The sequence below is a fragment of the Duganella sp. CY15W genome (assembly GCF_009857555.1).
Taxonomy (GTDB): domain Bacteria; phylum Pseudomonadota; class Gammaproteobacteria; order Burkholderiales; family Burkholderiaceae_D; genus Rugamonas; species Rugamonas sacchari.
Genome location: NZ_WWCQ01000002.1, coordinates 202904 through 224247, shown reverse-complemented (window position 1 = coordinate 224247; position 21344 = coordinate 202904). Strand labels below are relative to the sequence as shown.

Here is a 21344-nt window from a genome sequence, read left to right as displayed (position 1 = left end):
TAACTGCGTCAAACGCGCCTTACTTCGGCTGCCAGGTCCAGACGCGGCTCGCGATGTTGACGGCTTTGGGAATCAGCTTTTGCTGGTAGAACAGGTCGGCCACACGCTGCTGATTGGCGACGATGTCGGGCGTCACCGGCGTGGCGCCAAAGCGGGAGCGCTGCATCCACGTGGCGACGATGTCGGCAGGTACGCCGGTCTGCTGCGTCAGCAGGGTGCTGACTTCTTTCTGATGTTCACTTGCCCATTTGCCCGTGAGCTTGACCTGCTCCAGCAGCGCCGACACCAGCTGCGGCGATTGCTCGGCAAATTTGCGCGAGGCGAGATAAAAGCCGTTGGCCAACGGCAGGCCGCTGTAGTCGCTCAGCACGCGCACCTGGTAGGCCTTCTGCGCGGAGGCGAAGTAGGGATCCCATACGACCCACGCGTCAATCCCGCCGCTCACAAATGCCGCACGCGCATCCGATGGCGACAAGTACACCGGTGTGATATCGCTGAACTTCAAGCCCGCCTTCTGTAACGCGGATGCCAGCAGGAAGTGCGAGCCGGAGCCTTTCTGGAACGCGATGCGCTTGCCCTTTAAATCCGCGACGCTGCGCGCAGGCGAATCCTTGGGCACAAACAGCGCCTCGCTATTCACCGGTGCTGGCTCCGCGCCGACATACAGCAAATCGATGCCTGCCGCCTGCGCAAATACCGGTGGCGGTGCGCCCGTGCTGCCGAAGTCAATGCTGCCTGCATTAAGCGCCTCCAGCATCTGCGGGCCAGCCGGGAATTCAATCCATTTGATCTGATGGCCCGGCAGCGATTTCTCTACCGAACCCTGCGTCTTCATCATGCTAAGCAAACCGGCACTTTTTTGAAAGCCGATGCGTATTTCTGCCGCTTGCGTGAACAAGGGCAGGGCGAGCAGCAAGCAAATCCATTTCTTCATCAGTCGTCCTTATGCGCTCTCGCGCTCTATCAATTCGCAGGCCAGCAGGTTCAAACGGGTGTCCTGGCCGGCGTGGGGGAGTATGCCCAGTTGTTCCAGAATGCGCAGCGCGGCGATCTCGCCGATCTCGCGCCCCGGCGGACGGATCGTGGTGAGGCTGGGCATCAGCAATGGCGAGAACGCGTAGTCGCCAAAGCCGACAATCGCGCACTGTTCCGGGATCTTCAACCCGGCGCGCCGGCCTGCCAGTAACGCGCCCGCAGCCAGGTTGTCGTTGGCGAAGATGATGGCTTCGACGGGCCGTGCGCGGCGGGCTGGCGACAAGGCCAGCGCCTCGATCGCCTGCTTGCCTGCGTCGAACGGCGCTTCTGCAGTTGGCGCGTAGATGATGGGCTCAAGGCCATGCTCGCGCATCACCGCCTCGTAGCCATCGCTGCGGTCCACCGCGCTCAAGTCGCCGGCAAGGCTGTTCTGCACGAAGGCGATGCGGCGATAGCCTTTGGCGTACAAATAGCGCGCTGCCTGCTCGCCAACCGCGTTGTTGGAGTAGCCCACCTGTATCGGCTTGCGGCGCGGCTGGTAGTCCCATGTCTCCACCACGGGAATGCCTGCGGTAGACAGCATCTTCTCCGTCGCGCGGTTGTGGAAGCGGCCCACCACTGCCAGCGCGGCGGGTTTCCAGCCGAGGAACGCCTTTACCGCGTTCTCTTCCTGCTTGGCGGAGAAATAGCTGGACGCCAGCAGCAGCTGGTAGCCATGCCGGTTCAGCGTATCGCTAAAGGTTTGGATGGTGTTGGCGAAGATGGGGCCAGAAATGTTCGGGATCACCATGCCCACTACGCGGCCATGCGATGAGGCCAGGCCGCCCGCAAACATGTTCGGCACGTAGCCCAGTTCCTTCACTGCGGCCGCGATACGGGTACTGAGTTTTGCGGAGACGCGTCCCGGTTCGCTGAAATAACGTGATGCAGTGATCGACCCGACCTCCGCCAGGCGCGCGACATCGTGAATGGTTGCGCGTCCTGATCCCCGGCGTTTTCGTGGTGCTGTTGGTTCGCTCATTTACGCATATTCCGAAAAGACATATCGATGATTTTTTTAATTCTTTGACTTCAAATCGGCCCGCCACGACACTAAAAAAAGGGTACCGGTACCACTTTTATTGTAGCGAACGACGTGCGGATAACTAAGCTGGTTCTTCGAGAATGAAAGTAGGTTTTACGCATAAAGGTAGGTGGCGCAAGGGGCGCTTTCAAATCAAGGGATCAGGAAATGAAGAGCAACAAGAAGATTTTTGGCGCACTGACCACCGGTGCTTTTCTGGTGGCGACGGCCTATGCCTCCGCTGCGGAGACCGATCCGGGAGCATCGGTCAAGGATCGCGACGACAGCGCCGCAGTGCCGAGTGTGACTGTCAGCGCCACGCGCCGCAACGCCTCGCTGCAATCCGTGCCAGTCGCAGTCTCGGTTCTGGACGGCGATGCGCTGAACAACGCCAACCGCACCAGCATCGATACCATTGTGCAGGAAGTGCCAAGCGTGACCTTCCGTCAGCAGGGCGGCAACAAGGATACGACCATCTTCGTACGTGGCATCGGTACCATTTCCACCTCGCCTGGCGTGGAGCCGACCGTGTCCACCGTAGTCGATGGCGTGGTGTATGCGCGCCCCGGCCAGGCGACGCTGGATTTGCTGGATATCGAGCACATTGAGATTCTGCGCGGTCCGCAGGGGACGCTGTTTGGCAAGAACGCATCGTCAGGCGTGTTGAATGTGGTGGGCCGCAAATCGTCACAGGCGACCAGCGGCTTTGTGGATGCGTCCTGGTACGAGGGCAATGAGAAGCGCGTGCGCGCTGGCGTGTCGGGCGCGATTCAGCCGGGCGTGGTGGCAGCCTCGGTGACCGGCCTGTATGCGGACTACGACGGCAATATCGATAACGTCCATGCGGGCGGCGGCAAGCTGAATGGCTTTGACCGCAAAGGCGTGCGTGCGCGTGTGGACATCACGCCAACCAGGGATCTGGATATCGCGCTGATTGCCGACTATCTGCGTTCAAATTCCTCGCCGACGTTTACGGCGTATAAGTCGACGGCGGCAGTGTTCAATGCCGGCATTGCGCCCGTGGTGGCGGGCACGGAAAACCGTCAGGTGAATGCGGATATTCCTAGCGATATCCACGACAGGAACAAAGGTTTGTCGGCGCAGGTGGATTACCGTTTTAACGGTTACACGCTGACGTCCATCACGGCGGTGCGCGACTGGGACAACACGCAATACACCAGCACCTCGGCCATCGGCAATGCAGCGGAAGTGGCGCGCATCACGCCGGCGTTTCCCGCGACGCGGGATATCGGCACGGTGGAATTCAGTCAGGCATCGCAGGAGCTGCGCCTGGCGTCGCCGAAGGACCAGTTTGTGGAATATGTGGCCGGTGCCTACTACTTGCATGGCAAGGACCGCGAGACCTATCAGCGCATCGTCAACAACGGCGCGGCGACTAATTCCGGCCGCGCGGATTATGGCGTGAAGAATGACAGCTATTCCCTGTTTGGCGAGAGCACGCTGAACTTCTCGCCAGTCTGGCGCGCCATCGCCGGTGCGCGCTGGACCAGGGACGATCTGTCATACGATCATATACGTACTTCGACGCAGACGGTTGCTTTCCCCGGCGTACAGCCTGCGGTGCAGAATGCAGGCTCCACCAGCGAGGACGGCTACTCAGGCCGCGTCGGCCTGCAATACGATCTGGCGCGTGATGTGAACACTTATGCGACTTACTCGCGTGGCTACAAAGGCCCGGCTTACAACGTGTTCTTTAATATGCTGAGCCGCGACACGCTGGCGCTGAAACCAGAAACATCGGATTCGTTTGAGCTGGGCCTGAAGGCCAGTGCGTTTGACCGCAAGCTGACTGCCAATGTGGCGGTGTTCAGCACCAAGTACGCGAACTACCAGGCCAATTTCTATGACACGGTGGCGGGCGCCGTTGTCACGCGCCTGATTAACGCTGGCGATGTGTCGACCAAGGGTGTGGAGCTGGATATCAATGCACGGCCAACCCGTGCGCTGACACTGAGCGCTTCGCTGGCCTACACCGATGCCACCATCGATAGCTTTAACTGCCCTCCGGCCGCTGCGGCGTCGTGCAATCTGAATGGCAAACCGTTGCCATTCTCGCCGAAGTGGAAGTCGTTCACGCGTGCCAACTACGCGCTGCCGCTGGAGAGTGGCCTGATCGTTGATCTGTCGGCCGACTACAGCTGGCAGGCCAAGACGCAGTTCGATCTGTTCCAGTCGCCGGATGCGATTCAGGGTGCGTATGGCGTAGTCAATGCGGGCATTGCGCTGTCGTCGCCGGTCAGCGGCTGGCGCATTGCGCTGGTTGGCAAGAACCTGGCCAACAAATCGTATGCCACCAATCTGGTGACGTCGACTGGCTATGTCACCCGCGCTGTGCCGCGTGACGATGAGCGTTACTTCGGCATCACCGCCCGCAAGGAGTTCTGATGCCGCGTCAACTCAGTATTGCTGCATTCATGATGCGTTATGGTCACCACGTCGCGGCGTGGCGTCATCCTGAAACCGATCTGGCGTCGAATCCTTTCAAGGTGTTCCGCGAACAGGTGCGCAGTGCGGAACGGGCCTGTCTGGACGCGGTGTTTTTTGCGGATAGCGTGGCGTTGACCGGCGCGCCTTCGCTGGAGCCTTTGACGTTGCTGTCGGCGCTTGCCGCGTCAACGGAACGTATCGGTTTGATTGGCACCGCCACTACCACCTACAACGAACCGTACACGGTGGCGCGGCAGTTTGCCTCGCTGGATCTGCTGTCCGATGGCCGCGCGGGCTGGAATCTGGTCACGTCGGATAACGCTGCGGAAGCAGCCAACTTCGGCCGCGACCAGCATGTGGCGCATGCGGACCGCTATGCGCGGGCGCGGGAATTTCATCAGGTTGTCACAGGACTGTGGAATAGTTGGGACCCCGGTGCGCTGGTCGATGACAAGTCAGGCGAGCTGCCATACGATCCGGCCAGGCTGCACAAGCTGAATCATCGTGGCGAGCATTTTTCTGTTGCTGGACCGCTCAATGTGGTGCGCAGCCCGCAAGGCAGGCCGGTGGTGGTGCAGGCGGGTGGCTCGGAGACGGGGCGCGATCTGGCGGCGGCAACGGCGGAGGTCGTGTTCACCGCGCAGCCGACGCTGGCCAAGGCACAGGTCTTCTACCGCGACATCAAGGACCGCGTGGTAGCCAAGGGCCGCAAGCCGGAGTCGGTCAAGATCATGCCGGGATTGTTTGCCGTCGTCGGCCGCACGCAGGCGGAGGCAGACGAGAAGTTCGCACAGCTGCAAGCGCTGATTGAGCCTAAAGCTGGCCTGGCGCTGCTGGGGCGCATGATCGGCAACTTTGATTTGTCCGCCTATCCGCTGGACGGTCCGCTGCCGGAACTGCCACAGACGCAGGACGGTCAGCGCAGCCGGCAGCAGTTATTGACCGATCTGGCGCAGGGCGAGAATTTGACGATACGCCAGCTGTATGAACGCATTGCCGGCGGCCGCGGGCACTTCACGGTGGTCGGCACGGCGGCAAAGGTGGCGGATCAGATGCAGGAATGGTTTGAGCAGGGCGCGGCGGATGGTTTCAATTTCATGGCGCCCGCGCTGCCGGGTGGTTTGGACGACTTCCTCACGCTGGTGATTCCTGAGTTGCAGCGGCGCGGCTTGTTCCGCACGGCGTACTCGGGCAGCACCTTGCGGGAGCATTTGGATTTATAGGAGATGGCATGAGGTTAGGCAGGATGTTGGTGTTGGCCGTTGCGCTGGCGGCAGGGCAGGCGGGTGCGCAGGAATATTTTGGCGATATGCGCCCTGATGCGCCCGAGCTGGCGGCACGTGGTCCGCTGAAAGTAGGCGTCCGCACGCTGGTGGCTGAGCATCAGGACCAGCTTGACATCCTGCATGCAAACGCAGAACAGCCGAACCCACGCTATACGCGCAAGCTGGTGCTGGAGGTATGGTACCCGGCGCAGTTGGCGGCAGGCCAGAACGAACATACTGTTTATACCGATGTTCTCGGTTCCGGCCCGAATGATCCCAAGCGGCCGAATACGCCGTTCCAGTTCAATGGCCGCGCAGTGCGGGATGCGGCGCCGGTGGCACAAGGCGGCTACCCGCTGGTCATCATCTCGCACGGTTATCCCGGTTCGCGGCTGCAAATGTCTTATCTGACCGAGAACCTGGCATCCAAGGGCTACGTGGTGGTGGCCATCGACCATCTCGAATCCACGCGCGCGGACAAGGCAGGCTTTGCCAGCACGTTGTTGAACAGAAGGCTGGACGATCTGTTCGTGCTGGACACCGTGGCAGCATGGGCCAAACCTGGCAGCGGCAATGTCCTGGCGGGCATGGTAGACGCCAACAACACCGCGTTGATTGGCTATTCAATGGGCGGCTATGGCGCATTGAACACGGTGGGCGCGGGCGTCAGTGCTGCGGCGGCAGCCTATGTCCCCGGTGGCAAGCTGGCGATCAACCAGCAGGGCAATCAGCAATACGAAGCGGCGCGCGATGCGCGCATCAAGGCGGTGGTGGCGTTTGCGCCGTGGGGCGGCGCACACAAGGTGTGGGACGATGCGGGTCTGGCTGGCGTGCGCACGCCGCTGCTGTTCATCAGCGGCGATCAGGATGACGTGGCGGGCTATCAGGACGGCGTGAAGCAGCTGTTCCAGAAAACCGTGCATGCGGAGCGCTATCTGCTGACTTATGCCGGCGGCCGCCACAACTCGGCGCCCAATCCGCCATCGCCAGCCCACTGGAGCAGTGCCGACGATTTTTCTTCCTACTCCGAGCCGGTATGGGATAGCCGCCGCATCAACAACATCAACCAGCATTTCGTGACGGCCTTCCTGGGCATCCAGCTCAAGCAGCAGCCCTTGCAGGCCTACCTGGACCTGCCGCCACTGCAAGCCGATGGCACCATCAAGGAAGACACCGGCCTGTGGCTGGGCTTCCCCAAGCGCGCCGCGCTAGGACTGGAGTGGCGCCACCTGCCGGCGCAGTAATTACTGCAGCTTGCTGTTCTGGCAGCCAGAGCTATTGCATTCGCGCACGCGGTCCTGCAGGAACTGCGAACGCTTGATGGTGGTGCTGGTGGCGCAATCCAGATTGACATAAAAGCCGGTAGGTTCGCGCTTGGAGCAGGTGTCGTTGCGCTGCTTGATCCAGGCCAGCTGGCCGGCTTTCAGCGCTTTCTTGCCATCGGCATCCAGCTTGCTGCTGAGCGCCTGATAGTTGGTGTTCAATTCCTTGTCGGCTTCCTGGTAGACCTTGTTCAGGCAGTACAGGCCGTCGAAGTCGTTTTTCGGGACGTCGCAAGCGGAGTTGGCGAAGGCTGCGCCCGAGGCGCAAAACAGCACAGCGGCAATGATTTTCTTCATATCGAACCTTTGGTGAGTATTAAACTTGCCAAGTTTGCCATGTTTCTAAGCCGCCCTCAAGAGCGTCAGCTTGTATAATGCTGGCAAACTAACAGGCCTGCATACCATGACCAATACCACTCACTTCGGTTACAAAACCGTCGCGGAAGAAGATAAAGTCCGCGAAGTTGCCAAGGTTTTCCATTCTGTCGCCGCCAAGTACGACATCATGAACGACGTGATGTCGGCAGGCCTGCACCGCGTGTGGAAGGCCTTCACCATCGCCAACGCGGCGGTGCGTCCGGGCTTCAAATGCCTGGATATCGCTGGCGGCACGGGCGATCTGGCCAAGGTGTTTGCCAAGCAGGCTGGCCCGACCGGCGAAGTCTGGCTCACCGATATCAACGAGTCCATGCTGCGCGTGGGCCGTGACCGCCTCTTGAATCGCGGCCTGTTGACCCCCACATTGTTGTGTGACGCAGAAAAGCTGCCATTCCCGGACAATTACTTCGACCGCGTCAGCGTCGCTTTTGGCCTGCGCAATATGACGCACAAGGACCAGGCGCTGAAAGAAATGCGCCGGGTGCTGAAGCCGGGCGGCAAGCTGCTGGTGCTGGAATTTTCGAAAGTGGCCGCGCCATTGCAAAAACCATACGATCTGTATTCGTTCAAGATTCTGCCTTGGATGGGTGACAAGATCGCCAACGACGCCGAGAGCTATCGCTATCTGGCCGAATCGATCCGCATGCACCCGGACCAGGACACCCTGAAGTCGATGATGGAAGAAGCGGGCCTGGAACGTGTTACGTATTACAACCTGACGGCAGGTGTGGCCGCTTTGCACACCGGTATCAAAATGTAATGCCTGGAGAGGAAACTATGAACTTGAAAAAAATTCTGGTCGGCGCCCTGATCGCCGCCATGGCGGTATCGATGATCGCGGAAGCGCGCCCGATGGGCGGCGGCAAGTCGATCGGCCGTCAATCGCAAAACGTCAACCGTATGCCGCCGGCACAGCAAGCGCCGCAACAGGCGCCACGCCAGGCTCAGCCTGCGCCGGCGCCCGCCGCGCCACCGGTAGCCGCACCCAAACCTAGTCCATGGAAGGGCATTCTGGGCGGCGCGCTGCTGGGCCTCGGCCTGGGCGCGCTGTTCTCGCACTTCGGCCTGGGCGGCGCGATGGCGAGCGCACTGGGTTCCATCCTGATGCTGGTGCTGCTGGCTGGCGTGGTGTTCTTCATCATCCGCCTGATCCGTGGCAAGTCGCAGCCTGCGGCGCAGCCGGCTGCGTTTGGCGGCAATAATGTGTACCCGATGCAGCCGCCGGCCGCTGGCAATGCGACGCCGGAAATTGGTTCGCGTCTGCAGCCAGCCGCCGCGCCAGTGCAGCCGGCGCACACCCCGTGGGGCGTGCCTGCCGACTTCGACAGCGCCAGCTTCCTGCGTGTGGCCAAGAGCAACTTCATCCGCCTGCAAGCTGCCTGGGACAAGGGTGATTCGGCCGATATCCGCGAATTCACCACGCCAGAAGTGTTTGCCGAGCTGAAAATGCAGATCACCGAGCGTGGCGCGCAAACCGACTATACGGATGTGGTCAGCATCGACGCCCAGCTGCTGGGCATCGAAACCGGCGCCACCGAATACCTGGCCAGCGTGCAGTTCAGCGGCACCATCAAACCGGCGCCGGATGCGCTGGCGGAGCCGTTCAACGAAGTCTGGAACTTGAGCAAGCCGATCAACGGCAATGGTGGTTGGCTGCTGGCGGGTATTCAGCAGCTGGCGTAAACCCCGCAGGGCCACAGAGGGGTCTGACCCCGTACGGGGTCAGACCCCGACGGCGATTCACCGGTTTGGGGTGAAAGCCGGCTAAACTGGTAAGATCAAGGCCGCCCGTCATCGGGCGGTTTTGTTTTGAACGGCTAGAAGATGATTTCACTGAAACCAGGTAGTTTTTCCGCAGCGCCCGCGAGCGCTGCCATCAACCATTTGCTGGCGCAGGAGCCGTGGGCGCGCCAGGAGCTGCAACGCCATGCCGGCAAGGTGGCGGTCATCGACGCCGGCTCGGTCGCGCTGCGTTTGCGCGTGACCGCGGACGGCTATCTGGAGCCGGCGCCGGTGGACGAGGCCGCGCGCGTCACCATCCGCGTCAAACTGTCGGACCTGCCGCTGATCGCGCAAAACCGCGAGCGCGCCTTCTCCTACGTGCAGATCGAGGGCGATGCCGAATTTGCTAACGCCATTTCCAGCCTGAGCAAGTCGCTGCGCTGGGAAGCCGAGCACGATCTGGAAAAAGTCATCGGTCCGGTGGCGGCCGTGCGCGCGGTGTCCGGCGCCAGGGCGGTGTTTGAGGCGGTCAAAAATGGTCATCAAAAGCTGGCGGAAAATGTCGCAGAATTCCTGCTCGAAGAAAAGCAGGTGCTGGTGCGGCCGCCCACGGTTGACGCCTTCTCGGCCGACGTCTCGCGCCTGCGTGACGACGTCGAGCGCGCCGCCAAGCGCCTGGCCAAACTGGAACAGAAACTGGGATCGACATAATGCTGAAATTTTTACGCCTGCTGAAAATCCTGCGGGTATCGGTGCGTTACGGCCTCGACGAAATTGCCATCTCCGGTTTGAAGAAACCGCGCATTACCAAGCTGATCGATACGATATTTTTCTGGCGCGACCTGTCGGCGCCGCGTGGCGTGCGCCTGCGCATGGCGCTGGAAGAGCTGGGGCCGATCTTCGTCAAATTCGGCCAGGTGCTGTCGACCCGCAGCGACCTGATTCCAGCCGATCTGGTGGTCGAGCTGTCGCGCCTGCAGGACCGCGTGCCGCCGTTCGATTCCGACCTGGCCATCGCGCAGATCCGCAAATCGCTGGGCGCCCATCCGGACCAGCTGTTTGCCACGTTTGAGCGCACGCCGGTGGCCTCCGCTTCGATCGCGCAGGTGCACTTTGCCACGCTCAAGGATGGCCGCCAGGTGGCGGTCAAGGTGCTGCGTCCGGGCATGAAAAAAACCATCGATGACGACGTCGCGCTGATGCATGTGGCGGCCGAATGGATCGGCAATGTGTGGGCCGACAGCAAACGTCTGAAGCCGCGAGAGGTGGTGGCCGAGTTCGACAAATACCTGCACGATGAGCTGGACCTGATGCGCGAGGCCGCCAACGCCAGCCAGCTGCGCCGCAATTTCGCCGACTCGCATCTGCTGCTGGTGCCGGAAATGCACTGGGATTACTGCTCCTCCAACGTGATCGTGATGGAGCGCATGCACGGCATTCCCGTGTCGCAGATCGACCGCCTGGAAGCGGCTGGCGTGGACCTGAAAAGGCTGTCGAGCGATGGTGTGGAAATCTTCTTCACGCAGGTGTTCCGCGACGGTTTCTTCCACGCGGATATGCACCCGGGGAACATCCTGGTGTCGGTGGAGCCGGAGACGTTTGGCCGCTACATTGCGCTGGACTTCGGCATCATGGGCACGCTGAACGATTTCGACAAGGACTACCTGTCGCAGAATTTCCTGGCCTTCTTCCGCCGCGACTACAAGCGCGTGGCCGAGGCGCATATCGAGTCGGGCTGGGCGCCGAAAGAAACCCGTGTCGATGAGCTGGAGTCGGCCGTGCGCGCCTGCTGCGAACCGATCTTCGACCGTCCGCTGAAAGACATTTCGTTTGGCCAGATCCTGCTGCGCCTGTTCCAGACTTCGCGCCGCTTCAATGTGGAAGTGCAGCCGCAGCTGGTGCTGCTGCAAAAAACGCTGCTGAATATCGAAGGCCTGGGGCGCCAGCTCGACCCCGACCTTGACCTGTGGAAGACCGCCAAGCCCTATCTGGAAAACTGGATGGCCGAGCAGGTGGGCTGGAAGGGCTTGCTGCAGCGTATGAAAGCGGAAGCGCCACGCTACGCGCACATCTTCCCGCAACTGCCGCGCCTGATGCATCAGGCACTCGAACGTCACGCGGAAAAGCCTAACGACAACACCGAGCTCATCAAGGTGCTGATCGGCGAGCAGCAGCGCACCAACCGTTTGCTGAGTCTGGTGATTTACGCGGGCGGCGCGTTTGCGCTGGGCGTGGCCGGGTTCCAGCTGTACCTACGCTGGCATCACCTGGGCTAAGCGCCATGGCCGATTTCCAGCAGCGTGATCCTTTGTCGCCAGCGTTCTGGGATGAGCGTTTCGAGCGCCACTTTACGCCGTGGGACAAGGGCGGCGTGCCGCAGGCGCTGCGCGATTTTGCCGCCGCCAGCGGCCCGCTGGTCACGCTGATCCCCGGTTGCGGCGCGGCGTACGAGCTGACGTATCTGGCGCAGCTGGGCTGGGATGCGACGGCCATCGATTTTTCCCCGGCCGCCGTAGCGCAAGGCAAGGCCGCGGCGGGCAGCTATGCCGCGCGCGTGGTGGAAGCCGACTTCTTCCAGTGGCAGCCGGCCCAGCCGCTGCAACTGATTTATGAACGCGCCTTCCTGTGTGCGATGCCGCGCGCCATGTGGCCGCAAGTGGCGGCGCGCTGGGCGCAGCTGCTGGCGCCGGGCGCGCTACTGGCAGGCTATTTCTTTTTTGACGAGGCGCCCAAGGGGCCGCCGTTCGGCATCGGCCGCGCGCAGCTGGAGGCCTTGCTGCAACCGTATTTCGTGTGCATGGCCGACGAGGCCGTCAGCGATTCCATTCCGGTATTTGCCGGCAAGGAGCGCTGGATGATCTGGCGGCGGACTACTTGACGTCGATCGGCCGTATGGCTTCACTGTCGCGGCGGTTGGGCACCAGCAGCAATAATAGTGCGCCACAGAACAGCATGGCCCAGCCGGAAGGTTCGGGCACGGCACTGGTGACCGGTACCTGCGTGGCTTGCGGGTGACCTTGTGGCCGTACCGGGAGCAACGCGACGTCGCCAGCCGTGATCGCCGTTGTCGTGGCGCCGCCATCTGTCGCGGCAATCGCCATCGGTGGATGGTCATCGCGCAAGGTCACGCTGGTGCGCTGGTCGGCGTCAATGTAATCCGGCGCGCGCATTGCCGAGGCCGAACCGGCGGCCAGCAATGCAGGCAATAGCAAGAGGGCGGTATACCGTTTCATGCTAACCCTCGCGTGGTAGGTTAATCGTGGCTTCCTGGCATATGGCGGCGCTGGATATATGGACGATAGCGGTAGGCGTTGAGGCCGATCACCACCGCAATGCACAAGATAATGGCGCGAGGACGCAACGGTTCATCCGGCGACTGGGGTGTCAATTTGGTGGCGGCAGCGAGGGCTGGCGTTGCCAGGGAGACGGCAAGGAGGCCGGCGTACAGATATTTTTTCATGAGATTTCCCTAAGAATCAAAGAGTTGGAGCGTCGTCGGTCGGGGACAGCTAACGAGGCGGCGATTCAGGGATTGGGAAATCTACGCAGGTTGGAGCCTATTTAATCATGCTTTGAGACAATCTGCGAATAGATTTTCTCAATGAAATCAATTATGGCACACCCTGGTACAGGCGATAACCGCAGGAAACAGTCAGGTAGCCCGCAAAAAGCTTTATAATTCAGGGTTTTGATGATTTTTGCGGAGTAATAGATGCCGATCTACGCTTACCGCTGCGAAGCATGCGGTTTTGCCAAGGATGTCTTGCAGAAGATTTCCGACCCGCAACTGACGGTATGCCCGTCGTGCAGCAAGGAATCGTTTAAGAAGCAATTGACTGCAGCTGGTTTCCAGCTCAAAGGGTCTGGCTGGTATGTGACCGACTTCCGTGGCGGCACGCCGCCGGCAACGGGGACGTCCACTGGTCCGAAAGCGGACAGCGCCGCACCGGCGCCTGCGCCGGCACCGGCTTCCAGCGGCGGCAAGAGCGAGACCTGACGATCCCATCCACCACGAAGGTATTCGATGCGTAAATATTTCATCACCGGCCTGCTGATCCTTGTGCCCCTGGCGATTACCGCCTGGGTGCTGAATCTGGTCATCAGCACCATGGACCAGTCCCTGTTGTTTGTGCCCAAGGCTTGGCAGCCGAGCACGCTTATCGGCTTCGATATTCCTGGCCTGGGGACGCTGCTGACGATTATCATTGTGTTCCTGACCGGGCTGCTGACCAATAACCTGGTCGGCAATTATGTGGTCAAGCTGTGGGAAAAACTGCTGAACCGCATTCCGGTGGTGAGCTCGCTGTATTCCAGCGTCAAGCAAGTGTCGGATACGCTGTTTTCGTCGTCCGGCAATGCCTTCCGCAAGGCGGTGCTGATCCCGTATCCGCACCAGAATTCGTGGACCATCGCCTTCCTGACCGGCACCCCGGGCGGTGACGTGAGGAACCATCTGGTGGGCGACTTTGTCAGCGTGTATATCCCGACCACGCCGAACCCGACCTCGGGCTTTTTCCTGATGATGGCCAGGAAGGATGTGGTCGAACTCGACATGACTGTCGATGCGGCCCTGAAGTACATTGTTTCGATGGGTGTGGTGGCGCCGGAAGACGCGCCGAAAGTCATCCTCGAAGAAACCAAGATTAACTGAGTAACTTAACCTGAACCGAGAAATAAACATGTCCTCAATGCGTACTCACTACTGCGGCCTCACCACTGAAGCGCTGCTTGGCCAAACCGTCAGCCTGTGCGGCTGGGTACATCGTCGCCGCGACCACGGTGGCGTGATCTTCATCGACCTGCGCGACCGCGAAGGCCTGGTGCAGATCGTGTGCAATCCGGAACAGGCTGAAGTGTTCAAGGCCGCCGAAGCCGTGCGTAATGAGTTTTGCCTGCGCGTGACCGGCGTGGTCAAGGATCGTCTGGCCGGCACCGTCAACACCAACCTGAAATCGGGCAAGATCGAAGTGATCTGCTCGGAACTGGAAGTGCTGAACGCCTCCGTGGCCGTACCGTTCCAGCTGGACGACGACAACCTGTCGGAAACCACCCGCCTGACCCACCGCGTGCTGGACCTGCGTCGTCCACAGATGCAGAACAACCTGCGCCTGCGCTACAAGGTCACGATGGAAGTGCGCAAGTACCTGGACGAACTGGGCTTCATCGACATCGAAACCCCGATGCTGACCAAGTCGACTCCGGAAGGCGCGCGCGACTACCTGGTGCCGTCGCGTGTCAACGCCGGTAACTTCTTCGCGCTGCCGCAATCGCCACAGCTGTTCAAACAGCTGCTGATGGTGGCCAACTTCGACCGTTACTACCAGATCACCAAGTGCTTCCGCGACGAAGACCTGCGCGCTGACCGCCAGCCGGAATTCACCCAGATCGACTGCGAAACCTCGTTCCTGAACGAACAGGAAATCCGCGATCTGTTCGAAGACATGATCCGCAAAACGTTCAAGAACACCATGGACGTCGACCTGCCTAACCCGTTCCCGGTGATGGACTTCGCCGAAGCCATGGGCAGCTACGGTTCGGACAAGCCGGACATGCGCGTCAAGCTGCAGTTCACCGAACTGACCGAGGTCATGAAAGACGTTGACTTCAAAGTCTTCTCGGGCGCCGCCAACATGCCAAACGGCCGCGTGGTCGGTCTGCGCGTACCCAAAGGCGCCGACATGCCGCGTTCGGAAATCGACGCCTACACCCAGTTCGTCGCCATCTACGGCGCCAAGGGCCTGGCGTACATCAAGGTCAACGAGAAGGCCAAGGGCCGTGACGGTCTGCAGTCGCCGATCGTCAAAAACCTGCACGACGCCGCGCTGGCCAAGGTGCTGGAACTGACCGGCGCCGAAGACGGCGACCTGATCTTCTTCGGCGCAGACAAGGCCAAAGTCGTCAACGACGCCATCGGCGCGCTGCGCGTGAAGATCGGCCACTCGGAATTCGGCAAGGCTGCCGGCCTGTTTGACGACGTCTGGGCGCCGCTGTGGGTGATCGACTTCCCGATGTTCGAATACGACGAAGAAGCCGACCGCTGGACCGCGACCCACCACCCGTTCACCGCGCCAAAAGACGGCCACGAAGACTGGCTGGAAACCAATCCGGGCGCCTGCATCGCCAAGGCCTACGACATGGTGCTGAACGGCTGGGAACTGGGCGGCGGTTCGATCCGTATCCACCGCGAAGAAGTGCAGTCGAAAGTATTCCGCGCGCTCAAGATCGATGCCGACGAAGCCCGCCTGAAGTTCGGCTTCCTGCTGGACGCGCTGCAATACGGCGCGCCGCCGCACGGTGGCCTGGCGTTCGGCCTGGACCGTATCGTCACCCTGATGACCAAGTCCGATTCGATCCGCGACGTGATCGCCTTCCCGAAAACCCAGCGTGCACAGGATCTGCTGACCCATGCACCGTCGGAAGTCGACGAGAAGCAGCTGAAAGAACTGCACATCCGTCTGCGTGCAGCCGAGCCGAAAGTCGCTGGCTAATCTGTTTTGCTCAGAAAAGGCGCTACGGCGCCTTTTCTTTTGTCCGTCTATGAAGCCTTACAAAATTCCAGAATCGGTGCTGGTGGTGATCCACACGGCCGATTTGCAGGTGCTGCTGATTGAACGCGCCGACAAGGCGGGCTTCTGGCAGTCCGTGACCGGATCGCTGGACGCGGTTGACGAGCCCTTGCTGGAAACCGCCCGGCGCGAACTGTTCGAAGAAACCGGCATCGTCGCCGACGGCCAGCGCATCGTGCTGCGCGACTGGCAGCTGTCCAACATCTACACGATTTACGAAGTCTGGCGCCACCGCTACGCGCCGGGCGTCACCGAAAACACCGAGCACGTCTTCAGCGTCGAAGTGCCGCGCGATATCGCCATCACACTGAGCCCGCGTGAGCACGTCAACCACGTCTGGCTGCCGTACCTCGAAGCGGCCGACCGCTGCTTCTCGCCCTCCAACGCCGAAGCCATCCTCCAGCTCCCACGCCAACTCTAATCCGGGGTCAGTTCTTGCAATCCAACACGGGCTCTGGCGTAGCGGCCGCTACGCCAGAGCCCGTGTTGGATTGCAAGAACTGACCCCGGATTGTTTGGGACTTTGGCTATGTGCGCCGACGCACACCGCAGGATGCGATCTCGGGAGTAGAATATTCTGCATGAAGATCCGTGTCGCTACCTACAATATCCACAAGGGCGTTTCCAGCATCCGTGCGGAACCGCGTGTGCTGGCGCTGAAACAGGCGATCGGCATGTTTGATGCCGATGTCGTTTTTTTGCAAGAAGTGCAGGGCAAACATGACCTCAAAGCCGCCAAGTACGGGGCTGAGCACCTCGGCCACAAGCACTGGCCCGCTGCGGCGCAGCATGAATTTTTTGCCGGCGAGTCCCGCCATCTGCATGCGGCCTACGGCATGAATGCGATTTACGATCATGGCCACCATGGCAACGCGCTCCTGAGCGCTTTCCCGATCGCCAGCCAGGCCAACCGCGACGTTTCCGATCACGCCTATGAGCAGCGCGGCATCCTGCATTGCGTATTGCATACGCCGCATGGGCCGGTGCATTGCTATGTGGTGCATCTGGGCCTGTTTGAAAGCGGCCGCCGGCGCCAGACGCAGGCGCTGATTTCGGCAGTGCAGGAAACCGCGCCCAATGGCGAACCGGTGGTGATTGCGGGCGACTTCAATGACTGGCGCAATACCCTCAGCGACGAGCTGCGCAACGCGCTGGGCGTGCGCGAGGCGTTTGATGAAATCGGCGGCAATTCGGCGCTGGACGACATCATGCGCAAGCTGCGCCGCAAGGCCAGCGTGACGCCGGCGCGCACCTTCCCGGCCGGCCTGCCATTCTTCCGCCTGGACCGCATCTACGTGCGCGGCTTCAAGGTAGAGACGGCTGAGGTGATGCATGGTAGTCTATGGGCCAAGCTCTCAGACCACGCTCCCATCGTCGCCTCGCTGACGCTGGCGTGAGCGCCAACTATGCGCCCAGTAAATTTTATCGCCGATAACGAAGTCACACTGCTCCACACCGGCACCGACTATTTCCCTGCGCTGGTCGCCGCCATCGACGCCGCGCAGTACGAGGTCTATTTCGAGACCTACATCTTTGCCGGCGACGAGACCGGCCAGCGCGTGCTGTCCGCCCTGGTGAACGCCGCCCAGCGCGGCGTGCAGGTGCGCATGATTACCGACTGGTGGGGCACCGGCCGCCGCCAGGTCAATTCCATGCATGACCACCTGGTCGCCCAGGGCGTCGAGCACCGCATGTTCAATCCCTGGTTCAAGCGCGGCGTCACGCGCACCCACCGCAAGATTTGCGTGGTGGACCGCGAGGTGGCCTACGTCGGCGGCATCAACATCAACGATGATATGTTCTGCGACTACGATCACAGCAAGGCACTGTCGGCGCCGCGCTGGGACTTTGCGGTGCAGGTGCGCGGGCCGCTGGTGGTGGATATCCAGGCGGAAGCCGTGACGCAGTGGCGCCGCCTGGGCAAGCTCGGCATCATCAAGCGTATCGGCCTGTACCGTGACATGCGCAAGGTGCAGAAGATTGCCGCGGCCCACTCGGTGCAGGCCGGCTTTGTGGTGCGCGACAACTGGCGTAACCGCCGCACCATTCAGCGCGCTTATCTGCAGGCGCTGGGCAAGGCGCGCAAGAGTGTGCTGCTGGCCAATCCTTATTTTGCGCCGGGCCGCAAGTTTCGCCAGGCGCTGGCCTCGGCCGCCCAGCGTGGCGTGGACGTGACCCTGCTGATCGGCGTTGGCGAGATCTGGCTGCAGGATGCGGTCGCGCATTCCTTCTATCCCAAGCTGCTGGCGGCCGGCGTCAAGGTGGTGGAGTATCACAAGACGCAGCTGCATGCCAAGGTGGCGGTCATCGATGATGACTGGGCCACGGTCGGCTCCAGCAATGTCGACGGCCTGAGCCTGTTTCTGAACCAGGAAGCCAACGTCGTCATCAAGGATGCGGCGTTTGCGCAAAGCCTGCGCCAGCATATTGAAGACGCGATTGTCGACGGCAAAGTGATCAGCTATGACGATTTCAAGCACGTCGGCCATGTGCGCCGCATCGGCTACGAGATTGCGTTTGTGTTTTATAAGTTATTGATGCGAGTGTTCGCAGTGGGGAAATACGCGTGAGCGAAACTGTACGACTGGACAAATGGCTGTGGGCAGCGCGCTTTTTTAAAACCCGTTCGCTGGCCACCGACGCCATCTCGCTGGGCCGGGTGATCGTCAACGGCGACCGCGCCAAGCCGGCGCGCAACGTCAAGATTGGCGACGTGCTGGAGATCGACAACGGCTCCGATCAGTGGGAAGTCGATGTGATGGGCTTGTCCGATGTGCGCGGCCCGGCCACAGTCGCCCGCAACCTCTACGAAGAAACCGATGTGAGCGTGGCGCGCCGTGTCGCCGTGGCGGAAAACCGTCGCCTGTACCGCGAACCCGGCACCACCATCAAGGGCCGTCCAACCAAGCGCGACCGCCGGGAACTGGACAAGCTGTAACTTAATTTCCCTCCTGCATTGCTGCGTCGCAGCAATAGAACGTCACCTCTAACACAACTGTTTGACATTCACCTGCAAGTGGATAATAGTACGAGCGTTCGCAATTCTTTTCACACACAGTAAATTTAAGTGGAGCAGAATGTTTCTTCTCCATGCTTTTAAAATTTACTTCGGGATGCAATCTTATTAATACGTCAACTAAATTTATGCGCAAAGGCGAGTTAACCCGCGCTGCAATCCTGGATGTGGCTCTCGATCTGGCCAGCCGTGATGGCCTGGAAGGTCTGACCATCGGATTGCTCGCAGATAAGATGAACATGAGCAAATCCGGCGTGTTCGCGCATTTCGGCTCGCGGGAAGACTTGCAGTTGGAAGTGCTGAAGCTGTATCACCACCGTTTCGAGCAGGAAGTGTTTTTCCCTAGCGTCAAAGAGCCGCGCGGCATTCAGCGCCTCAAGGCCATGTTTGCGCGCTGGGTCAAGCGGGTCAGCGTCGAGGTCGCCTCGGGCTGCATCTATATCAGCGGTGCGGTGGAATATGACGACCGTCCCGGTCCGATCCGCGAAGAGCTGATGGCGATGGTTGGCGCGTGGCAGGGCGCACTGCTGCGCTGCGCGAAGCAGTCCATCGAGTGCGGCGATCTGAAAACCGACACCGATCCGCAGCAGCTGGTGTACGAGATGTACGGCCTGATCCTGGCGCTGCATCACGATGCGCGTTTCCTGCGCATCCCAGGCAGCCTGGAGCGTGCCGGCAAGGGCTTTGAACGCCTGGTCGAAACGTATCGCAATCCGCAGTCACCGGCAGCGGTGGTTGCGCAAGTTAATTAATTCAAACACTAAAGTAGTCATCAGGAGAAAACCATGGGTCAATACGTCGCGCCAATCCGGGATATGCAATTCGTTCTGCACGAACTGCTGAAAGTGGAAGATGAACTGAAGGCGCTGCCGAAACACGCGGAAATCGATGCCGACATCATCAACCAGGTACTGGAAGAAGGTGGCAAGTTCACCGCGGAAGTACTGTTCCCGCTGAACCACTCGGGCGACCGCGAAGGTTGCAAACACGACGCTGCGACCAGCACCGTGACCACTCCTAAAGGCTTCAAGGAAGCTTACAAACAATACGTCGACGGCGGCTGGGCAGCGCTGGCCTGCGATCCGGAATACGGCGGCCAGGGCCTGCCGGTGGTGATGAACAACTCGTTCTACGAGATGCTGAACTCGGCCAACCAGGCCTGGACCATGTACCCAGGCCTGTCGCACGGCGCCTACGAGTGCCTGAAAGAACACGGCACCGAGCACCAGAAGAAAGTCTACCTGCCGAAACTGGTGTCGGGCGAATGGACCGGCACCATGTGCCTGACCGAACCACACTGCGGTACCGACCTGGGCATGCTGCGCTCGAAAGCGCTGCCACAGGACGACGGCTCGTGGCTGATCACCGGTAACAAGATCTTCATCTCGGCCGGCGAACACGACATGGCAGAGAACATTCTGCACCTGGTGCTGGCCCGCGTGCCGGATGCACCGGAAGGCTCGAAAGGCATTTCGCTGTTCCTGGTACCGAAGTACCTGCCGAAAGAAGACGGCTCGGTCGGCGAACGCAATCCAATCACCTGCGGCGCCATCGAAGAAAAAATGGGCATCCACGGCAACTCGACCTGCCAGATGAATCTGGACGGCGCCCGTGGCTGGATCATCGGCCAGCCGAACAAGGGCCTGAACGCCATGTTCGTGTTCATGAACGCGGCCCGTCTGGGCGTGGGCATGCAGTCGCTGGGCCTGACCGAAGTGGCTTACCAGAACGCGCTGATCTACGCCAAAGACCGCATCCAGATGCGTTCGCTGACCGGTCCTAAACATCCGGAAATGCCAGCTGACCCGATCATCGTGCACCCGGACGTACGCCGCATGCTGTTGACCGGCAAAGCCTACGCGGAAGGCGCACGCGCTTTCACCTCGTACGTGGCGCTGCAGATCGACCGCGAACTGAATCACCCGGACGAAGATGTGCGCAAAGAAGCGGCTGACGAAGTCGCGCTGCTGACCCCGATCATCAAGGCCTTCATCACCGACAACGCCTGGATCGCTACCTCGGAAGCGATGCAAGTGTTCGGCGGCCACGGCTACATCTCGGAGTGGGGCATGGAGCAGTACGTGCGTGACGCGCGTATCAACCTGATCTACGAAGGCACCAACACCATCCAGTCGCTGGATCTGCTGGGTCGTAAGATCCTGGGCGACAACGGCGCCAAGCTGCGTAAATTCGGCGAGAAGATCAAGTCCTACGTGGAAGAGAACGGCCTGGACGAGAAGATGAGCGAATTCATCACCCCACTGGGCGAGCTGGGCGACAAAGTCACCAAGCTGACCATGGAAATCGGCATGAAAGCCTTCCAGAACGCCGACGAAGTGGGCGCCGCTGCCGTGCCTTACCTGCGCGTGGTGGGCCACCTGGTGTACAGCTACTTCTTCGCCCGCATGGCACAGATCGCACTGGAAAAAGAAGACAGCAGCGACACCTTCTACAAAGCCAAGCTGGCAACCGCGCGCTTCTACTTCGCCCGCCTGCAACCAGAAACCGCAACCCTGATCCGCCAGGCACGCTCGGGCTCCGCCAACCTGATGGCACTCGACGCTGACCTGTTCTAAGCGCTTTTTATTA

Annotated in this window: 22 protein-coding genes; 17 read left to right on the top strand and 5 right to left on the bottom strand. The window is 60.7% G+C overall.

Annotated features, from left to right (window positions below):
• Nucleotides 1–19 precede the first annotated feature (19 nt).
• A complete protein-coding gene (locus GTP58_RS10550) occupies nucleotides 20–934 on the bottom strand; it encodes a sulfonate ABC transporter substrate-binding protein (RefSeq protein ID WP_161077493.1) in 915 nt (304 codons plus the stop codon).
• Between the two features lie 9 nt (nucleotides 935–943).
• Nucleotides 944–1996, bottom strand: coding sequence for a LacI family DNA-binding transcriptional regulator (locus tag GTP58_RS10545; protein ID WP_161077492.1), 1053 nt, complete (start codon nucleotides 1994–1996; stop codon nucleotides 944–946).
• Nucleotides 1997–2206: 210 nt separating this feature from the next.
• Here GTP58_RS10545 and GTP58_RS10540 point away from each other — a divergent pair, with 210 nt between their 5' ends.
• Genes GTP58_RS10540 through GTP58_RS10530 form a run of 3 tightly spaced genes read left to right on the top strand, consistent with a single transcriptional unit; the run spans nucleotide 2207 to nucleotide 6995 of the window.
• Entirely contained in the window at nucleotides 2207–4444 is a 2238-nt protein-coding gene (locus GTP58_RS10540; RefSeq protein WP_161077491.1) for a TonB-dependent receptor, read from the top strand.
• Nucleotides 4444–5709, top strand: coding sequence for an LLM class flavin-dependent oxidoreductase (locus GTP58_RS10535; protein WP_161077490.1), 1266 nt, complete (start codon nucleotides 4444–4446; stop codon nucleotides 5707–5709). The genes GTP58_RS10540 and GTP58_RS10535 overlap by 1 nt, the downstream gene beginning before the upstream one ends.
• 8 nt (nucleotides 5710–5717) lie before the next feature.
• On the top strand, nucleotides 5718–6995 hold the full coding sequence (locus tag GTP58_RS10530) for an alpha/beta fold hydrolase (RefSeq protein ID WP_161077489.1): 1278 nt from the start codon (nucleotides 5718–5720) through the stop codon (nucleotides 6993–6995).
• On the opposite strand, the gene GTP58_RS10525 is transcribed toward GTP58_RS10530, so the two are convergent.
• A complete protein-coding gene (locus tag GTP58_RS10525; protein ID WP_161077488.1) occupies nucleotides 6996–7370 on the bottom strand; it encodes a lysozyme inhibitor LprI family protein in 375 nt (124 codons plus the stop codon). It abuts the gene before it with no gap.
• A 106-nt stretch (nucleotides 7371–7476) separates the two neighbouring features.
• Here GTP58_RS10525 and ubiE point away from each other — a divergent pair, with 106 nt between their 5' ends.
• The 5 genes from ubiE to GTP58_RS10500 all read left to right on the top strand — a co-directional run bounded on the left by ubiE (nucleotide 7477) and on the right by GTP58_RS10500 (nucleotide 12051).
• Complete coding sequence (ubiE, locus tag GTP58_RS10520) at nucleotides 7477–8211, top strand: bifunctional demethylmenaquinone methyltransferase/2-methoxy-6-polyprenyl-1,4-benzoquinol methylase UbiE (RefSeq protein ID WP_072786902.1); 735 nt, start codon at nucleotides 7477–7479, stop codon at nucleotides 8209–8211.
• Nucleotides 8212–8228: 17 nt separating this feature from the next.
• Complete coding sequence (locus tag GTP58_RS10515; protein ID WP_161077487.1) at nucleotides 8229–9134, top strand: Tim44 domain-containing protein; 906 nt, start codon at nucleotides 8229–8231, stop codon at nucleotides 9132–9134.
• A gap of 141 nt (nucleotides 9135–9275) precedes the next feature.
• Complete coding sequence (locus GTP58_RS10510; RefSeq protein ID WP_161077486.1) at nucleotides 9276–9884, top strand: SCP2 domain-containing protein; 609 nt, start codon at nucleotides 9276–9278, stop codon at nucleotides 9882–9884.
• A complete protein-coding gene (gene ubiB / locus GTP58_RS10505) occupies nucleotides 9881–11449 on the top strand; it encodes a ubiquinone biosynthesis regulatory protein kinase UbiB (RefSeq protein ID WP_072786905.1) in 1569 nt (522 codons plus the stop codon). Before GTP58_RS10510 ends, ubiB begins: the two co-directional genes overlap by 4 nt.
• A gap of 5 nt (nucleotides 11450–11454) precedes the next feature.
• Nucleotides 11455–12051, top strand: coding sequence for a methyltransferase domain-containing protein (locus GTP58_RS10500; RefSeq protein ID WP_161077485.1), 597 nt, complete (start codon nucleotides 11455–11457; stop codon nucleotides 12049–12051).
• On the opposite strand, the gene GTP58_RS10495 is transcribed toward GTP58_RS10500, so the two are convergent.
• Together GTP58_RS10495 and GTP58_RS10490 are read right to left on the bottom strand one after the other, a co-directional pair.
• On the bottom strand, nucleotides 12044–12406 hold the full coding sequence (locus GTP58_RS10495; protein WP_161077484.1) for a hypothetical protein: 363 nt from the start codon (nucleotides 12404–12406) through the stop codon (nucleotides 12044–12046). The two genes, GTP58_RS10500 and GTP58_RS10495, sit on opposite strands and share 8 nt — an antisense overlap.
• Nucleotides 12407–12426: 20 nt before the next feature.
• Entirely contained in the window at nucleotides 12427–12633 is a 207-nt protein-coding gene (locus GTP58_RS10490; protein WP_161077483.1) for a hypothetical protein, read from the bottom strand.
• Nucleotides 12634–12885: 252 nt separating this feature from the next.
• Between GTP58_RS10490 and GTP58_RS10485 the strand changes: the two genes are divergently transcribed.
• The 9 genes from GTP58_RS10485 (at nucleotide 12886) to GTP58_RS10445 (ending at nucleotide 21331) form a co-directional block, all read left to right on the top strand.
• Nucleotides 12886–13170 (top strand): FmdB family zinc ribbon protein, encoded by a 285-nt coding sequence (locus GTP58_RS10485; protein WP_161077482.1) that lies wholly within the window; start codon nucleotides 12886–12888, stop codon nucleotides 13168–13170.
• 27 nt (nucleotides 13171–13197) lie between these two features.
• Nucleotides 13198–13824 carry a DUF502 domain-containing protein gene (locus GTP58_RS10480; RefSeq protein ID WP_072786910.1) on the top strand — a complete coding sequence of 209 codons (627 nt, stop codon included), beginning with the start codon at nucleotides 13198–13200 and terminating at the stop codon, nucleotides 13822–13824.
• Nucleotides 13825–13861: 37 nt separating this feature from the next.
• Entirely contained in the window at nucleotides 13862–15661 is a 1800-nt protein-coding gene (aspS, locus tag GTP58_RS10475) for an aspartate--tRNA ligase (protein WP_202413686.1), read from the top strand.
• Nucleotides 15662–15710: 49 nt separating this feature from the next.
• On the top strand, nucleotides 15711–16160 hold the full coding sequence (gene nudB, locus GTP58_RS10470; RefSeq protein ID WP_072786912.1) for a dihydroneopterin triphosphate diphosphatase: 450 nt from the start codon (nucleotides 15711–15713) through the stop codon (nucleotides 16158–16160).
• 160 nt (nucleotides 16161–16320) lie between these two features.
• A complete protein-coding gene (locus GTP58_RS10465; protein ID WP_161077481.1) occupies nucleotides 16321–17136 on the top strand; it encodes an endonuclease/exonuclease/phosphatase family protein in 816 nt (271 codons plus the stop codon).
• A gap of 9 nt (nucleotides 17137–17145) precedes the next feature.
• On the top strand, nucleotides 17146–18309 hold the full coding sequence (gene clsB / locus GTP58_RS10460; RefSeq protein ID WP_161077480.1) for a cardiolipin synthase ClsB: 1164 nt from the start codon (nucleotides 17146–17148) through the stop codon (nucleotides 18307–18309).
• Complete coding sequence (locus tag GTP58_RS10455; RefSeq protein WP_161077479.1) at nucleotides 18306–18677, top strand: RNA-binding S4 domain-containing protein; 372 nt, start codon at nucleotides 18306–18308, stop codon at nucleotides 18675–18677. Before clsB ends, GTP58_RS10455 begins: the two co-directional genes overlap by 4 nt.
• A 206-nt stretch (nucleotides 18678–18883) precedes the next feature.
• Nucleotides 18884–19507, top strand: coding sequence for a TetR/AcrR family transcriptional regulator (locus GTP58_RS10450; protein WP_161077478.1), 624 nt, complete (start codon nucleotides 18884–18886; stop codon nucleotides 19505–19507).
• A 33-nt stretch (nucleotides 19508–19540) separates the two neighbouring features.
• The gene (locus GTP58_RS10445; protein WP_161077477.1) at nucleotides 19541–21331 is read left to right on the top strand and encodes an acyl-CoA dehydrogenase C-terminal domain-containing protein; all 1791 of its coding nucleotides are present in this window, start codon (nucleotides 19541–19543) and stop codon (nucleotides 21329–21331) included.
• The last annotated feature ends 13 nt before the right edge of the window (nucleotides 21332–21344 follow it).

What these genes read in the sequence shown, in the direction of transcription:
- GTP58_RS10550 (WP_161077493.1), bottom strand. Translation starts at nt 934, where the DNA reads ATGAAGAAATGGATTTGCTTGCTGCTCGCCCTGCCCTTGTTCACGCAA.
- GTP58_RS10545 (WP_161077492.1), bottom strand. Translation starts at nt 1,996, where the DNA reads ATGAGCGAACCAACAGCACCACGAAAACGCCGGGGATCAGGACGCGCA.
- GTP58_RS10540 (WP_161077491.1), top strand. Translation starts at nt 2,207, where the DNA reads ATGAAGAGCAACAAGAAGATTTTTGGCGCACTGACCACCGGTGCTTTT.
- GTP58_RS10535 (WP_161077490.1), top strand. Translation starts at nt 4,444, where the DNA reads ATGCCGCGTCAACTCAGTATTGCTGCATTCATGATGCGTTATGGTCAC.
- GTP58_RS10530 (WP_161077489.1), top strand. Translation starts at nt 5,718, where the DNA reads ATGAGGTTAGGCAGGATGTTGGTGTTGGCCGTTGCGCTGGCGGCAGGG.
- GTP58_RS10525 (WP_161077488.1), bottom strand. Translation starts at nt 7,370, where the DNA reads ATGAAGAAAATCATTGCCGCTGTGCTGTTTTGCGCCTCGGGCGCAGCC.
- ubiE (WP_072786902.1), top strand. Translation starts at nt 7,477, where the DNA reads ATGACCAATACCACTCACTTCGGTTACAAAACCGTCGCGGAAGAAGAT.
- GTP58_RS10515 (WP_161077487.1), top strand. Translation starts at nt 8,229, where the DNA reads ATGAACTTGAAAAAAATTCTGGTCGGCGCCCTGATCGCCGCCATGGCG.
- GTP58_RS10510 (WP_161077486.1), top strand. Translation starts at nt 9,276, where the DNA reads ATGATTTCACTGAAACCAGGTAGTTTTTCCGCAGCGCCCGCGAGCGCT.
- GTP58_RS10500 (WP_161077485.1), top strand. Translation starts at nt 11,455, where the DNA reads ATGGCCGATTTCCAGCAGCGTGATCCTTTGTCGCCAGCGTTCTGGGAT.
- GTP58_RS10495 (WP_161077484.1), bottom strand. Translation starts at nt 12,406, where the DNA reads ATGAAACGGTATACCGCCCTCTTGCTATTGCCTGCATTGCTGGCCGCC.
- GTP58_RS10490 (WP_161077483.1), bottom strand. Translation starts at nt 12,633, where the DNA reads ATGAAAAAATATCTGTACGCCGGCCTCCTTGCCGTCTCCCTGGCAACG.
- GTP58_RS10485 (WP_161077482.1), top strand. Translation starts at nt 12,886, where the DNA reads ATGCCGATCTACGCTTACCGCTGCGAAGCATGCGGTTTTGCCAAGGAT.
- GTP58_RS10480 (WP_072786910.1), top strand. Translation starts at nt 13,198, where the DNA reads ATGCGTAAATATTTCATCACCGGCCTGCTGATCCTTGTGCCCCTGGCG.
- aspS (WP_202413686.1), top strand. Translation starts at nt 13,862, where the DNA reads ATGCGTACTCACTACTGCGGCCTCACCACTGAAGCGCTGCTTGGCCAA.
- nudB (WP_072786912.1), top strand. Translation starts at nt 15,711, where the DNA reads ATGAAGCCTTACAAAATTCCAGAATCGGTGCTGGTGGTGATCCACACG.
- GTP58_RS10465 (WP_161077481.1), top strand. Translation starts at nt 16,321, where the DNA reads ATGAAGATCCGTGTCGCTACCTACAATATCCACAAGGGCGTTTCCAGC.
- clsB (WP_161077480.1), top strand. Translation starts at nt 17,146, where the DNA reads ATGCGCCCAGTAAATTTTATCGCCGATAACGAAGTCACACTGCTCCAC.
- GTP58_RS10450 (WP_161077478.1), top strand. Translation starts at nt 18,884, where the DNA reads ATGCGCAAAGGCGAGTTAACCCGCGCTGCAATCCTGGATGTGGCTCTC.
- GTP58_RS10445 (WP_161077477.1), top strand. Translation starts at nt 19,541, where the DNA reads ATGGGTCAATACGTCGCGCCAATCCGGGATATGCAATTCGTTCTGCAC.